The organism is Vibrio rhizosphaerae (genome assembly GCF_024347095.1).
GTDB classification, from domain to species: domain Bacteria; phylum Pseudomonadota; class Gammaproteobacteria; order Enterobacterales; family Vibrionaceae; genus Vibrio; species Vibrio rhizosphaerae.
Genome location: NZ_AP024903.1, coordinates 736516 through 748962, shown reverse-complemented (window position 1 = coordinate 748962; position 12447 = coordinate 736516). Strand labels below are relative to the sequence as shown.

The window sequence follows — 12447 nt, the reverse complement described above, 5'->3', positions numbered from 1 at the left end:
GGTGGAGGGATTCGAACCCCCAACACGCGGATTTGGAAAACCCTTTACACCACTAATAAATCAATAAGTTATAAAAAGAGGAAATTTTGTTTTGGGCGTATGTGGGCGTATAAAATCGCACAAGTTGTATTATTTAAATTAGCGTCATATTTTAAACTCCTTTCTTATAGACAAAATATTTGAATTCCTATGCAAGTTTATTAGAGGAATTTAGATATAAAAAAGCCCTCCAACTGGAAGGCTAGAATCGGGTTCTAAATTATTTTTGGACAGACACGTTTTAGAGCTGTTACATCAAGGCTGTTCTGTCAGATTATGAAAAGTATGTTGAAACTTTACCTATGAGTTAACAAAATAACTCCATAATAGCATTTTTCATTTCTACCACTGGAAATGTATAACTTATTAACATATTCCAGTTCAGCGTTACTGTCTTTGGGAAGCTTGTCCTTAACAAAGTTTCGGACGTCGGATATGCCGCTACCATGCCAGTGATATTTTGTTTCATAAGATAAAGGCTTGTTTAATGTAAACTGGTTATTATTAAATTCGTAATCAACAACTATATAATCAAAAGAGCCAAAATTTTTAAGGTCAATATCTTCTTGTAAAGTAATAAAACGCGCAGTGCCAGCTAGTTTATCTCTAGCTCTCTCATTACCACCTGCATTAATTATGAATGAGTTATGGGTATAACTTAAACTTTTCGCTATTTGGGTGTCACTAAAACCAAGCTCATGAAAAACGAAGTACATTAATAATGTTAAAAGACGATCTTTTAATTGAACTTCCTTTGTAATTTCTCCGTTTATCACCGTATTGTAATTTTTCCCGTGTGCCACACTATTTCTGATTTTCTTTAGTATCTTAAAGTCATCTTCACTGAAAGAAATAGCCTCTTTAATGTCGTTGCTTGTTCTACTCATTAAGAAGTCGTATTTTTGCTGAAGAGTCGGGTGAGATGTATTTCTTAGATCAGCGAGAACACTTTCAAACCCTTTTAAGACTAATAAATCCTTTGATGAAAGATCATTATCAACAATAAATTCTTCTAGAGTTTGGCTAAGCTGTGACTTTAGTTCATTAAATTTAACTTTGTCTAATTTGTGGCCTTTTCCTTTTGACTCTTGTTCACAATACATTTCAAGCGTTACAACTACAGATAGAATCTCATATTCCCAAATACCAGGTTTTGAACGAGATAACGAAACTACTAAGCGGTTCCAAATTGTTCGAAATGATTTAATTTTGAAGTAATTTTGTATAATTGTTTTCCAAAGGTTCCACATGAACAAGTTGTCAACGTTGCATAGAGCTTGGTGAAATTCATCAAGCGGTTTATCTTCATAAGTAACACTTGGAAAAATAAGAGATTGATAATCATGTCGCTTCTCTGAAGGAATCAAATAAAGCTCTTTGATAGATAGGGAATACCCTAACAGAAGTGAAAAAAGGCTTCTTATTTCTAAAGCAATACTTTCTGCTTCGTTTAGCGTAAACGTGCCATTTATCTTTTTGACGATAAAACAATCTTGTATTTTTATATGGTGTTCGGTTGATGCCATTGCTGTTGATGACACATAACGGTGATTTTCTATCGTATAATTGTTTTTGTTGTAGTTAAAATTAACTGAGAATTTTTCTACAGAAGTGTCTCGCTTGAACTCAGTTTCTGTTATTTCAGAGCTTCGCAATCTTTCAAACCAAGTTGATATACCAGTTAGGTGCACTTCTATCAGATCGATGCCATTTGGAATTAAAGAACCCGTAGTGACAAATCTGCATATAATGATCGCCCCTCTTTGAAGCTCTGATTGATGTAGAGTAAATGTCTTGTTTGAACCAATCTCATAACAAGTGATTGGGTCTTCAATGACTCTACATTCTTCAAACAGTAGGATGTGATTATCTGTGTGTATTTTAAGGTGCGGGATACCAGACTGATTAAAAGAAAGAACACCAGTTAAGTCTTGATTATCAAAATTGAACTTTACCGTAAACTTGTAACTTTCGAAGAAGTTTAGCGCCATTCTAGACATTCTTTTATCCCCAGTTTTTCGAAATAGTGTAGCCAGTTCAAGCGATTAGATAGGAACTGTTTTTACCAAACATTATCTTTATAAGATTTTCATAAAATACAGACTCCATTGCAGAACGTGTCTGTATAGTTACAATTACTCAACCAGACTCATATTTTATTATTAGAAAAAGTTGGTCAAGAACTGACATGAGAAAGTAGTCACCCATCTCGAGTTAAATGATTTTGGGGCAATTTCAATTTTGCTCTGTCTTACCAATCACTGATGCCGATTCAATGGATTCAACTCCACAGCATCACTTAAATGACTTGGTGCAAGGTGTGAATAACGCATTGTTGTGGTGATCTCACTATGGCCGAGAATATCTTTCAGCACAACAATATTTCCCCCTTGCATCACAAAGTGACTCGCAAAGGTATGACGTAGCACGTGAGACATCTGACCTTTAGGGAGTTGAATCTGCGCTCTTGCTATCGCTTTACGAAATGCACTTAAGCTATGTAAAAATAGTTGCTCATCGCCACTTTTGCCAAGATTTTTCAACTCGTTAAATAAAATTTCATTGATCGGGACTGTACGGTTCTTACCGGATTTAGTATTCAGAAAGGTAATTTTCCCTCCGGCCACCTGTGACGCTTTCAGGCTTTCGGCCTCACTCCAACGGGCACCGGTTGCAAGACAAACCTTGACCACATAGATCAGGGATTGGTTGCTGGATAGCTGACAGGCATGTAACAGGGTTGCGATTTCATCATGACTGAGAAAACGAAGCTCCCCTTCTCTCTCTTTGAACTGGCGGATATGTTGGACGGGGTTGTCATAATCGATCACCCCGAGGCGCTTAAGCTCGTTAAACATAGCCCGTAGGTAGGCATGTTCTCGGTTAGCGGTGGTTGTACTGACTTCCTGCGTCCGTTGCTCACGGTACTTGGCAAAATGTTCGTTTGTCAGGTCGGAAGCAATCGGATTACCGAGCCGTTCAGACATTCGATACAGTAACTTTCTCAGCCGGATATGGTCACGGAGCGTCTTACCGTGCAGCCGATACCAAATACTGACCATTTCATTCAGTCGTCGGGTATCCCGATTCGGGTGTAACTCTTCATCACGTAGTGTCAGGGTGATTTCATGGTTTTTAGCGTCCCTTTCCCGAGCAAAAAAACGGTTTGGATCATGGGTGGTAAAAAACCCCCATTCGCTCGACTCAATCATGCCGCTTGTCTGACCCTCTGCAACACACGGACAACCTGACCGATGATTTGAAAATCCCCTTTAAAATCTTTGCTCAGCTCAATATCTTTATAGCGCTCGTTATCACTTGAAATCAGATATTTCCCTTCCGCATAGTCATACTGTACCCGTTTGACTAAGACATCATTGTCAATCCGAATCACACAAAGCCCGTCGCGTACTTCCTCATGGCGAACCAGTATCAAATCCCCATCATAAAGACTGGGTTCCATACTATCCCCCATCACTGGAACAATGGAAAGTTTTTTACCATGCAACCCCTGCTGACGTAGCCAGTCAGCGCTGAAACGAAATTCAGCAACAGGATTTTCATGCTCAACCAGAGCACCATTACCGGCACTGACGCGTAAATCGTATTGATACACCGTCACCATATTCTCATCAGGAAGTTCTCCAGACGCTAACCATTCGACAGTTGTTCCCATAGCATCAGCAATGATTGCAAGTTTCTCTAAAGTAGGGCTTGTCAAATTATTAGCATAATTGTTAAGCGTTGCTCTTGTTAGCCCTGTTTTCTTTGCAAAATCATTAAAGCTGCAATTATCCATTAACTTTTTTAGTCTTTCTGGAAAATTGTTCGCTTTTTCTTGTTCCTTAAAAATCAATGACATAATTAAAAAACCCCAACCAATCATCTAAAAAATTAGACATAGATATTGATTGATCAATTTATTGGATATAACATTATTCCATCTAATAAATTGGACAACCCTATATAAAACCGATTACGCCCGATATTAGGAGGTTTGATCTATGTCTGCAAGCGTTCAGACAATCAATAAGTTCTGTGAAGAAACCGGAATGAGTCGTACCAAAGTCAAAGAACTAATCAATGACTGTATCATTCCCACCATTCCACAGGAGCAATCAGGCGGATTGGTATTGATTAACAAACTTGAGTTTGACCGAAGGATTGCAGCAAATCAGATCATGCTGCCCATCCCGCCAAGAAAAAGAAAACTGTTGGATAGTGAAGCATGAAACACGAAATTAAATACCGCAATAGCATGACGGGCGGCATTGTCTGTCAAGTCGGCAACATCAGTATCTTTATAGATGAAATCAAACGAATAAACGGGGGCGAATGGCTCGCGCTGCATTCTTTTCACGGTGACATTATCGGTATGGCGGAAGGCCAGCAAGCGGATGATATCGAGGCGCAATTCAATGGATGATGTGAGTTATACCCTACCCAAGGGGCACAACTCCGATTATCTGGCACCTTATCACAAACCCTGTCCTGACATGGTCACAGGTGCCGCGATGACGGAGCAGCAACGTAAACGAAACCTTTTCTTAATCCAGAAACTCCGCGAGAAACACGGTTTAACGCCACAAAAATAATGAAATATACCGCTTCTTTTATTGGTCATCATATCAATCGCACTTTGCGCAAAAAACACCTGATTGACGTTTATCAGGTGCGCCCCGATTCGCCTTATCTCTCGGCCGCGCTTCGGCTGGCGGAGGCAAAAGGCGATCAGCACAATGCAGCCGAAAAAGACGCAGCAAAACGGGATACCTTCGAAAATGGCACAACATTTTCACGCCACTTTATGCCCCGTCTGCCAAAAATCGTTCAGGAAGATATCGAATATCAGATATACCGGCGGCGTAAGCGGTCTAATCCGACCCGTAAGAATATCGAATTAGCGGTCAATGATGCCATCCGGCATGGCCTGAAATTCGCCCCGCTGATTGAGAAAAAGTTTCCTTTTGTCGATGCCCGTAAAAATGCATCGGCACCCCCTGTCACACTCGGTCATCAAACGGTATCGCTCGATCATGACACCCTGATGAGTAATGAGCAGATTGAGCGCCTTGCATGGAATCTTACCCATGAATTCACCGCAATCATGGGCAGTATTTCTATTGATGAAGCAACAGAACACGGATACCTTGACGCATTACAGGCGGCATTTTCAACGATGAGTGATAAGCTGTTTCAGTTCCATATCAAGCCGCCACAAATCCGCAAACATCACGATAATATCCGAGAAGCCGAGCGTGAATTAGAGCGGGCGATCCGTCGTTGTCTCGATGTCGGTTATCTGGCGCGTAAATTCCGGTTTTTACGCACCCAATATATCGAATATTCACAAATCGCCCTTGATCGGGTCGGAGCCAGTCAGGGACAACGCAAATATATTTCCCGTCGTTCGTTTGCCCGCTGGCGTGAGAAACAGGGCGAAGCCAAGCGCTTTATCGAATCAATGGCCGTCTTCGACCCAGAGACCGGCACCGCCTTTGATTTAGAGGAAGTCGTCAAGCGTACCACTGCCAATCAGGAAAATCGTCGCGTTGAATTAGTCGTCCGCTCCCGTGGTGATGAAGAGCGCGCGATTGATTTAGGTTATGAGGGCGTATTCATTACATGGACACTGCCGTCCAAGTATCACCGCAATTCCAGTAAATGGAACGGCTGCACCCCCAAAGAAGCCCATCAGAACATCATGGAGCAATGGAAACGCGCCCGTGCCCTGTTCAAGAAACATGAGATTGACTGGTTCGGCCTGAGAGTGGCCGAGCCGCACAAAGACGGCACACCTCACGCGCATCTGTTCCTATACGTTCATCCCAGCCAGAAGGCTGATTTTGTACGTATCTGTGAATCCATTGCCTGTGAAGAAGACAAGGACGAGTTAATCAGTGGTGGCCTGTTTCACAAATCCCACCGGATTAAAATTGAATACAGCGATCCGGCCAAAGGCACCGCAACCGGCTACATCATCAAATACATTTCAAAAAACATTAACGGCTCACACATGCCGGAGAATGATGCCGAAGAATCGGCATTCTCTGCCCGTGCGTGGGCTTCAACCCACCGAATTAAACAGTTTTCACAATCCGGCTCCCCTGCCGTGGGTTTGTGGCGGCAATTGCGACGGGCAAGTGCAGTCGATACCGCCTTTGATGAAGAATTGGAAACCTTGCGTGACCATGCCGATCAATCCCGTTGGAAAGGGTTTTGTGAGTTGGGCGCAAAAGCCAAGCTTGCTTATGAAGAAAACTTCAACAAATACGGGGATACCGTCAAACGAGTCATTGGTGTGAACTGGCTCGGAAAAATCATTCAAACCTGCGCCACCCGTTACAGTCTCGTGAAAAAGAAGGACGTCCAGCGTTTGCAAGAAGCGCGGCGCGCTTCCCCTTGGAGCACTGAAAATAAGTGTAACCCTTCCTCAGAAAAGGAAATTTCAACGCTTGAAAAAGCACTCATTGACGCCACCGGATGGAGTGTCAAAGGCGTTCAGTGTCTGATTGCCCCGTTGATGCGCGGGGCAAAGATAGCCATTGACCGTTATGTCTCCCTGAAACTCAGCAATGACCGATTAATCACCCTTACAGACAGGTAAACATGAGCAAACTACAAACGAAAACAACCCAATTACTGGAAGAAATGGACACCGAAGCACAAGCCTATAAGCCCCCGTTAGGGTTTGGCTTTATCAAGCCGTGGCTGACCAAAACCATTTGGTTATTGAAAGCATTCAATCACCGACTCACAACACTTGAAGGAGAGATAAAGCATGACTGAATCTGACGATATTCTCGGGTATGTGGTTTGTCATACCTGCCAAAATCCCAAAGCCATTAAGCAAGGCAAAGGCAAACGCTCGGCCTTTGTTCACGGTCGCTGTGATTGTGGTCCAGATACTCGAACCGGCAAAGCAGCCCAAGCAGAAATGAAAGCCTTTCAGCCCCTTGAAACGGTTCAGGCTCAGATTGACGAAATGAGCCAACCGGAGCCGCAACCGGAATCATTGCCAATCCAGACGGAAAAACAGACGGAAAGTAACCCCAATCCAGAGCCAAAACCAGAAACACAATCAAAGCCAATGACTACACTCGCCTGTATGGGATTAGGGGGTGCTTTAGGCGTGGTGTTCGGTGGTCTGATTAAAGCAATCAAGGTGGTCTCTTAATGGAAAATCTAACGGAATATTCAGAAAACGAAATACCAAATGATGACGGTCTGGAAACCCATTCAAAAGCAGATGAAGATGCATTGCTGAATGAAATCACCGAGCAGGATTTTAACCCTGATGAAGCCGTTGCTAAAACCGATCCCAAAGAAGCGGCAGCACTGGCAGCAGGCGAAGCAACTTCAATGGCTGTCATCGGTGTCACTGAAGAAGTGATCCGGCAGTTCGTACACAAAGATTTCATGTTTGATGAAGCGCAGGCCAAAGGGGTGGCAGGGGCTGCGGCTCCGCTGTTCCTCAAATACGGGGGTGAGCTTCCGCCTTGGCTTGTCCTGTACAAAGAAGAGCTGACCTTTGTCATGGCTGCGGGGGCGCTCGGCTTTTCATCGTATCATCAGGTGAAAGCGCTGAAAGCCCTTGACCGAGCGAAAGAAATCCAAGCGGCCAAAGAAGACGGAGCGCCAGACCATGCAGCCGATTAACCCCAATAATGCGCTGCACAATGGTCATGTCTATGCGGTCGGGATGAGTGGCAGCGGTAAAACCTCAGCCGCAAAGAAACTCTTTATCCGTGCAACCGATCAAGTCGCTATCTTTGATCCGGTTGGCGACTATACCGGCACGCTGGCCGGTCGTGTCGTTCGGGGGTATGACAATATCAAAGACTTTGCCACCGCCATGATTGCAGGGCGTAAAACACGGCAAGGGTTTAAAATTGCCTATCAACCCAAGCATGAAACCACCGTCAAAGACTTTGACCGCTTTTGTCGGGTGGTTTGGGGCTGTGGCAACGGCAAACATCCAAAGCCGCTAAAAATCATCTGTGAAGAGGTTGCAGAGCATAGCGAGAATGCGGGGAAAGCCACCGGTTATCATGGCAAAATTTTGCGGCTGGGTCGCAAGTTCAATCTGCATTCGATCAACCTGTTTCAACGGGGTCAGGAAGTGTCGAAAACCATTATTGATAACTGTCAGCGCGCCTGTGTGATGATGCAGAAGACCCATACCAGTGCGCAATATTTAGAAAAAATGACCGGCATATCAGCCAGTGAAATCGACCGGTTAAACCCGCTTGAGTACCTGCTTCAGGATGGAAAAGCCTACCAGAAAGGGGCGATCCGATGGTGAAATGCGACTCAAATCACATTTATTCTAAACCGGATTCACAATCGGGTTAGGAATCGATTGTGAATCGTGTGCTTTGATACAGACCGCCTAATGTTGGGCGGTTTTTTATTGGAGCAAAAATGAAGTTATCCGCAAAGAATATCGCTGTGGTCGGCCTGATTGCCGCAGTGGTTGCCGCTGGCGTGGTCTGGGCGTCAAATAATGTTGATTCTGTTGAAGACGCGATCGGTTAAGGGGAGAGCGTATGAATTCAGTGATGCGACTTAATTCATTTACGGGCGTTGCCTACGGGGAAAAAGCCTCAATGGTTATCCCGACTGGCCCCGTTTATGAAGAAATCTTTCTTGAAACCAACCTGTCACCAGAGCAGATCAAACGGGTTTCGATTACTTTAAACGGTGATGAAATCATTGTCCTTGACGGGAAGTTAATGAAATCCCTTGAAGCCTACAAAGGGATGCCGTCGATTGATGGTTTTTATCATATTCCGCTGGCTGACATTACCGCTAAGACTAAAAACGGGATGCGTTACACCGCCCTTGTGACTGAGGCCGGAGACAATATTATCCTTGAAGTAGAAATTACACCGGATGCCAGCGGCAGCGCGCCGGGCGTCGTGCTCAAAGGTCATGCGACGGTCTCCCCTGCACAAGGGGTGCGTATTGTTGTACCGCAAATCAAAAAGCAAACCATGCAAGCAACATCGACAGAGAATGAGTTTCTTGATTTGGTCTCGGGTCCGCTGCTGCTGGTTCGTCGGATGCATTTCTTGTCAGAAACTGTGAACTCACTCGAAATTCACCGCGATTATATCAAAGTGTATGACACAACCCGCGCAGTTGAGACGATGCGCGCCAAACGCAATCGTCGATTCTGGCAATCAGGGATGTATCACTTTGACCCGATTATGCGCGGTTATTTCATTGATGAACTGTTCCAGACCGCGCACACCAACGAGTTGAAATTCACGGTGAAAACCGACAGTGCTGTCGGCTCGATCCCGATCATTGTTGAATCCGTCAAGATTGTTCGTCCTGACCTGATCAAGTAAGGGGGCAATCATGGCGTTCTTAGATGATTTAAGTAATTTTGGCTCCGGCTTGCTCGATAGTGTCGGGGAAGGCTTCGACAACCTTGTCGGAGCCGCAACCAGTGATAACAGTTCGGTCAACGCCAACACGCAACCACAGGCAACCCATCAGGCCGATGATAACGGCAACAAAGTGACACCGGCACCACAAGGCAATGACAAAACCCTCCTGTATATCGGGGGCGGTCTGGGTGCCTTACTCCTGATTGGGATTGTGGTCATGGCGGCTAAAAAATAAGGGGGTATCAATGCCATTACCATTGATTTATCTGATCCCCCTTGCGACAGGGGCGTTAGGGTTCGGGGGCGGCTTCTGGGCTGGCTCCGGTGTGGGGAAGTTAGTCAAACTGTCAGCGATTGGGGGCGGGTGTTATCTCGCTTACCGGCTGGTTAAGGAGATGAAATGATCCCAACTCTCACAGGCGGACTGACCAACTCCGGCACCATGCCGATTAATGCGGGCGGTGGTGCTGCCGGTGATGCAACAGCAACCGCCAGAAACAGAATCGGGGGTATCACCAACGGAGCGATTAATTTTAGCGGCAGTGCGGGACAGCGTTTAATGCAAAACCTGCCGCTTATCCTTGTGATTGCTGCGATTACGTTTGTGGTGGTGAAGAAATGAAATTGACGCTCATCCGCCCGAATCGGGCTGACATCAAAGCGCAATTGGCGTTGCTTCGTCCGGCTTTCAATCGTGTTCCCGATGCCAAATATGAGTATGCGTTTTGCTGTGATGCTGTCGCCTGTAAACGCGCCAGCTTTTACCAGTTAAAAGGCAAAGGGGTTGCGGTGCGCTTCGTCGGTTATGTGACCGAGCATAACGAATATCTGATTCTGGCGCTGACCGGCAAGGGACTCAAACAAGCGGCACCCGTTATCATTGATGCGGTTCGCTCTCAGGGGTATCAATGCGTGAAATATCACACAGTGCGTCAGGGCATGACACGGATCTTAAAACGATTTGGTTTTGTTATCACTGAAACTCATGGTGATGAATCGATCTTGTGTCTGCAATTTACAGGGGGTGATTAATGGGCGGTGGCGGAAAGTCAAGCAGCAGTAACACGACCAATACAACTACCGTCAGCGGCACCAATGCGGTACAGGGCGATAATCTCGGGGTGATCCTCAGTGGTATTCAAGGCAGTGTCGGCAATATTACCGTTACCGATCAAGGGGCGGTCAATGCAGCAAAAGAGACCGCCAAACAAGCTCTTGAAACCAGTGCGGACACCACTAAAGAGGCTTTATCTTTCGGCAAAGACTCGCTGAAAGAAGCATTTTCATTTGGTGAAAAGTCCCTGTCCGCCAATAAAAGCGCCATTGATGCAATCAAGGCGGTTGCAAATCAGGCCAGTGAAAACACACGCACCGCCCTTGCCGTTGCAGATGCTGCCAAACAGCGCGAGCAAACCGGACTGGATAACAGTAGTTACCTGACTAAGTTTGCAATCGCGGCCTGTGTGGCCGGTGGTGTTCTGGGTGTTGTCGCACTAAGGGGAAAATGATGATTTTACAACCCAATACTGAAACCCCGATCTCTGTCGGGGGACGGGGAAAATATTTGATTGTCCGGTCAACGACGGCACCGGTTTTTATTTCTGCCGACGGTCTGAAACCGCAGCGGCTTGAATCCGGTGACCGGATTCAGGTCACTGAGTTTGAGAATATGTTTCTGACGCATCATTCACCCGACACCGTGAATTTTGACTATCAGATTTCAGACTTAGAGCACAAACCGGCCTCCACATCGGGGCTGATTGTTCAGCGAATCATTGAGCCGTTGAAATTTAATGCAAAGGTCACGGTCACTGACGGGCAAAAAGTAGAACTGATTTCCCCATCGGCCCTGACCACTCAGCCAGATATTGAAATTGCCGCCGGCGAAAAAGCCAGACTGACCACGGGCGGGTATCGTCAACTGACAATTCAGGTCATCAGTGATGAAGTCACAATATTACGTATTGGTGACTTCAATGTATCCAGCAACCGCGGCCTGATGGTGATGGGCAGTCAAAGCGCGGTCGGCTCGGTGTCACTGGATTTTACTGGGGAGCTGTACGCCTACAACGCGAGCACCACCCATGCCCGTCTGACCATTACGGGGGTGAAGTGATGAATATTACTAATCCTGTATTCAATCAACCTCAAAACGGCATTGATGACATTATCGGTCTGAGTGAAAAGCTCACTACGCTGTCGGACAAAGATAAGCAGCTTGTCATGGATATTCTGAGCCTGAAAAATTCAGACCAGACCCTAGCAGAAAAAACACAGGCTCTAACCGCAAAAGATGCAGCGCTGGAAAGCATGATTGCAGATCTGGCAAGTGTCAGTCAGCTACTTTCCGTCAGAAACATCCTGATCAATCCAAATTTTCAGGAAAAACAACGGAATTTCAACGGCCAGTGGTCAACGCTTGAAACGGGTCAGTATGGTTATGATTGCTGGTGTAAAACGGAAAACGGAATTGCTCAGATGGTTGAAAGCGGACAATACAAGCCGGATACCATTTACACGCTATCCGGTGAGAACATCACAACAGGACAACTGACCAGTCCCTCATCGGGGCACTGGCGGATTGATATCCCGAGTGATGCCCGAAAAGTTGTTCTCAATGAGGGAGAGCGACCGCTTCCCTATCAGGAGCCAGACAGAGCACTCAACCGTTTACGGTGCTGGGAACGTTATTACGATGTCGGCAGCAAAGTCAACGCGACGCTGACTGAAGTCGGCGGCATGCGCTGGGCATATATTGAAATCACCCTGCCGGTACAGATGCGCACCAAGCCAACCGCTGGATATAACAGTTATAAGGACTTCAGCCCAGCCCCGAATATCGGTACGTGGTCAAGCGGAAAACGGGTTTATATCACCGGAAGAGCGACGGCCAGAGGGGCAGACCCGAGTGTTACCGGGCTGCGGTTTGATGCAGAAATCCCACTGGCATAAGGCCATAACCATGACACTGAAAGCAGTTTTAATTTTTATCGGAGCAGGAGGACTCACC

At 45.8% G+C, this 12447-nt stretch carries 19 protein-coding genes; 16 read left to right on the top strand and 3 right to left on the bottom strand.

The window, feature by feature from the left end; all coding sequences use genetic code 11:
- Positions 1-335 precede the first annotated feature (335 nt).
- From OCV37_RS03460 to OCV37_RS03450, 3 genes are all read right to left on the bottom strand, one after another.
- Entirely contained in the window at positions 336-2039 is a 1704-nt protein-coding gene (locus OCV37_RS03460) for an ApeA N-terminal domain 1-containing protein (protein WP_157635018.1), read from the bottom strand.
- Between the two features lie 258 nt (positions 2040-2297).
- Complete coding sequence (locus OCV37_RS03455) at positions 2298-3251, bottom strand: phage integrase (protein ID WP_038182606.1); 954 nt, start codon at positions 3249-3251, stop codon at positions 2298-2300.
- Entirely contained in the window at positions 3248-3901 is a 654-nt protein-coding gene (locus OCV37_RS03450) for a LexA family transcriptional regulator (protein ID WP_169739372.1), read from the bottom strand. The genes OCV37_RS03455 and OCV37_RS03450 overlap by 4 nt, the downstream gene beginning before the upstream one ends.
- 142 nt (positions 3902-4043) lie before the next feature.
- On the opposite strand from OCV37_RS03450, the gene OCV37_RS03445 reads away from it, so the two are divergent.
- The 16 genes from OCV37_RS03445 to OCV37_RS03370 all read left to right on the top strand — a co-directional run bounded on the left by OCV37_RS03445 (position 4044) and on the right by OCV37_RS03370 (position 12389).
- Positions 4044-4271, top strand: coding sequence for a hypothetical protein (locus tag OCV37_RS03445; protein WP_021020732.1), 228 nt, complete (start codon positions 4044-4046; stop codon positions 4269-4271).
- A complete protein-coding gene (locus tag OCV37_RS03440; RefSeq protein WP_038182610.1) occupies positions 4268-4465 on the top strand; it encodes a hypothetical protein in 198 nt (65 codons plus the stop codon). The genes OCV37_RS03445 and OCV37_RS03440 overlap by 4 nt, the downstream gene beginning before the upstream one ends.
- On the top strand, positions 4458-4634 hold the full coding sequence (locus OCV37_RS03435) for a hypothetical protein (protein WP_157371839.1): 177 nt from the start codon (positions 4458-4460) through the stop codon (positions 4632-4634). Before OCV37_RS03440 ends, OCV37_RS03435 begins: the two co-directional genes overlap by 8 nt.
- Positions 4635-4846: 212 nt before the next feature.
- On the top strand, positions 4847-6646 hold the full coding sequence (locus OCV37_RS03430) for a replication endonuclease (protein ID WP_038182863.1): 1800 nt from the start codon (positions 4847-4849) through the stop codon (positions 6644-6646).
- Positions 6647-6648: 2 nt separating this feature from the next.
- Complete coding sequence (locus tag OCV37_RS03425; protein WP_038182612.1) at positions 6649-6828, top strand: hypothetical protein; 180 nt, start codon at positions 6649-6651, stop codon at positions 6826-6828.
- On the top strand, positions 6821-7216 hold the full coding sequence (locus tag OCV37_RS03420) for a hypothetical protein (protein WP_038182614.1): 396 nt from the start codon (positions 6821-6823) through the stop codon (positions 7214-7216). The genes OCV37_RS03425 and OCV37_RS03420 overlap by 8 nt, the downstream gene beginning before the upstream one ends.
- On the top strand, positions 7216-7698 hold the full coding sequence (locus OCV37_RS03415; RefSeq protein WP_038182617.1) for a hypothetical protein: 483 nt from the start codon (positions 7216-7218) through the stop codon (positions 7696-7698). Before OCV37_RS03420 ends, OCV37_RS03415 begins: the two co-directional genes overlap by 1 nt.
- Complete coding sequence (locus OCV37_RS03410; protein WP_038182619.1) at positions 7685-8344, top strand: ATPase; 660 nt, start codon at positions 7685-7687, stop codon at positions 8342-8344. The genes OCV37_RS03415 and OCV37_RS03410 overlap by 14 nt, the downstream gene beginning before the upstream one ends.
- A 244-nt stretch (positions 8345-8588) precedes the next feature.
- Positions 8589-9395 (top strand): major capsid protein P2, encoded by an 807-nt coding sequence (locus OCV37_RS03405; RefSeq protein ID WP_038182622.1) that lies wholly within the window; start codon positions 8589-8591, stop codon positions 9393-9395.
- Between the two features lie 10 nt (positions 9396-9405).
- Entirely contained in the window at positions 9406-9672 is a 267-nt protein-coding gene (locus OCV37_RS03400) for a hypothetical protein (RefSeq protein ID WP_021020721.1), read from the top strand.
- A gap of 10 nt (positions 9673-9682) precedes the next feature.
- Positions 9683-9841 carry a hypothetical protein gene (locus OCV37_RS03395; RefSeq protein ID WP_162841948.1) on the top strand — a complete coding sequence of 53 codons (159 nt, stop codon included), beginning with the start codon at positions 9683-9685 and terminating at the stop codon, positions 9839-9841.
- Positions 9838-10059 carry a hypothetical protein gene (locus OCV37_RS03390; RefSeq protein ID WP_038182626.1) on the top strand — a complete coding sequence of 74 codons (222 nt, stop codon included), beginning with the start codon at positions 9838-9840 and terminating at the stop codon, positions 10057-10059. Before OCV37_RS03395 ends, OCV37_RS03390 begins: the two co-directional genes overlap by 4 nt.
- Positions 10056-10469, top strand: a complete 414-nt coding sequence (locus OCV37_RS03385) for a hypothetical protein (protein ID WP_038182629.1) — start codon at positions 10056-10058, stop codon at positions 10467-10469. The genes OCV37_RS03390 and OCV37_RS03385 overlap by 4 nt, the downstream gene beginning before the upstream one ends.
- Positions 10469-10945 carry a hypothetical protein gene (locus OCV37_RS03380; protein ID WP_038182632.1) on the top strand — a complete coding sequence of 159 codons (477 nt, stop codon included), beginning with the start codon at positions 10469-10471 and terminating at the stop codon, positions 10943-10945. Before OCV37_RS03385 ends, OCV37_RS03380 begins: the two co-directional genes overlap by 1 nt.
- Entirely contained in the window at positions 10942-11553 is a 612-nt protein-coding gene (locus OCV37_RS03375; RefSeq protein ID WP_157635020.1) for a hypothetical protein, read from the top strand. Before OCV37_RS03380 ends, OCV37_RS03375 begins: the two co-directional genes overlap by 4 nt.
- Positions 11553-12389 (top strand): hypothetical protein, encoded by an 837-nt coding sequence (locus OCV37_RS03370; protein WP_038182638.1) that lies wholly within the window; start codon positions 11553-11555, stop codon positions 12387-12389. Before OCV37_RS03375 ends, OCV37_RS03370 begins: the two co-directional genes overlap by 1 nt.
- The last annotated feature ends 58 nt before the right edge of the window (positions 12390-12447 follow it).

Excerpts from the sequence above, each read along its gene's own strand:
- OCV37_RS03460 (WP_157635018.1), bottom strand. The coding sequence starts at position 2,039 with ATGTCTAGAATGGCGCTAAACTTCTTCGAAAGTTACAAGTTTACGGTA.
- OCV37_RS03455 (WP_038182606.1), bottom strand. The coding sequence starts at position 3,251 with ATGATTGAGTCGAGCGAATGGGGGTTTTTTACCACCCATGATCCAAAC.
- OCV37_RS03450 (WP_169739372.1), bottom strand. The coding sequence starts at position 3,901 with ATGTCATTGATTTTTAAGGAACAAGAAAAAGCGAACAATTTTCCAGAA.
- OCV37_RS03445 (WP_021020732.1), top strand. The coding sequence starts at position 4,044 with ATGTCTGCAAGCGTTCAGACAATCAATAAGTTCTGTGAAGAAACCGGA.
- OCV37_RS03440 (WP_038182610.1), top strand. The coding sequence starts at position 4,268 with ATGAAACACGAAATTAAATACCGCAATAGCATGACGGGCGGCATTGTC.
- OCV37_RS03435 (WP_157371839.1), top strand. The coding sequence starts at position 4,458 with ATGGATGATGTGAGTTATACCCTACCCAAGGGGCACAACTCCGATTAT.
- OCV37_RS03430 (WP_038182863.1), top strand. The coding sequence starts at position 4,847 with ATGCCCCGTCTGCCAAAAATCGTTCAGGAAGATATCGAATATCAGATA.
- OCV37_RS03425 (WP_038182612.1), top strand. The coding sequence starts at position 6,649 with ATGAGCAAACTACAAACGAAAACAACCCAATTACTGGAAGAAATGGAC.
- OCV37_RS03420 (WP_038182614.1), top strand. The coding sequence starts at position 6,821 with ATGACTGAATCTGACGATATTCTCGGGTATGTGGTTTGTCATACCTGC.
- OCV37_RS03415 (WP_038182617.1), top strand. The coding sequence starts at position 7,216 with ATGGAAAATCTAACGGAATATTCAGAAAACGAAATACCAAATGATGAC.
- OCV37_RS03410 (WP_038182619.1), top strand. The coding sequence starts at position 7,685 with ATGCAGCCGATTAACCCCAATAATGCGCTGCACAATGGTCATGTCTAT.
- OCV37_RS03405 (WP_038182622.1), top strand. The coding sequence starts at position 8,589 with ATGAATTCAGTGATGCGACTTAATTCATTTACGGGCGTTGCCTACGGG.
- OCV37_RS03400 (WP_021020721.1), top strand. The coding sequence starts at position 9,406 with ATGGCGTTCTTAGATGATTTAAGTAATTTTGGCTCCGGCTTGCTCGAT.
- OCV37_RS03395 (WP_162841948.1), top strand. The coding sequence starts at position 9,683 with ATGCCATTACCATTGATTTATCTGATCCCCCTTGCGACAGGGGCGTTA.
- OCV37_RS03390 (WP_038182626.1), top strand. The coding sequence starts at position 9,838 with ATGATCCCAACTCTCACAGGCGGACTGACCAACTCCGGCACCATGCCG.
- OCV37_RS03385 (WP_038182629.1), top strand. The coding sequence starts at position 10,056 with ATGAAATTGACGCTCATCCGCCCGAATCGGGCTGACATCAAAGCGCAA.
- OCV37_RS03380 (WP_038182632.1), top strand. The coding sequence starts at position 10,469 with ATGGGCGGTGGCGGAAAGTCAAGCAGCAGTAACACGACCAATACAACT.
- OCV37_RS03375 (WP_157635020.1), top strand. The coding sequence starts at position 10,942 with ATGATGATTTTACAACCCAATACTGAAACCCCGATCTCTGTCGGGGGA.
- OCV37_RS03370 (WP_038182638.1), top strand. The coding sequence starts at position 11,553 with ATGAATATTACTAATCCTGTATTCAATCAACCTCAAAACGGCATTGAT.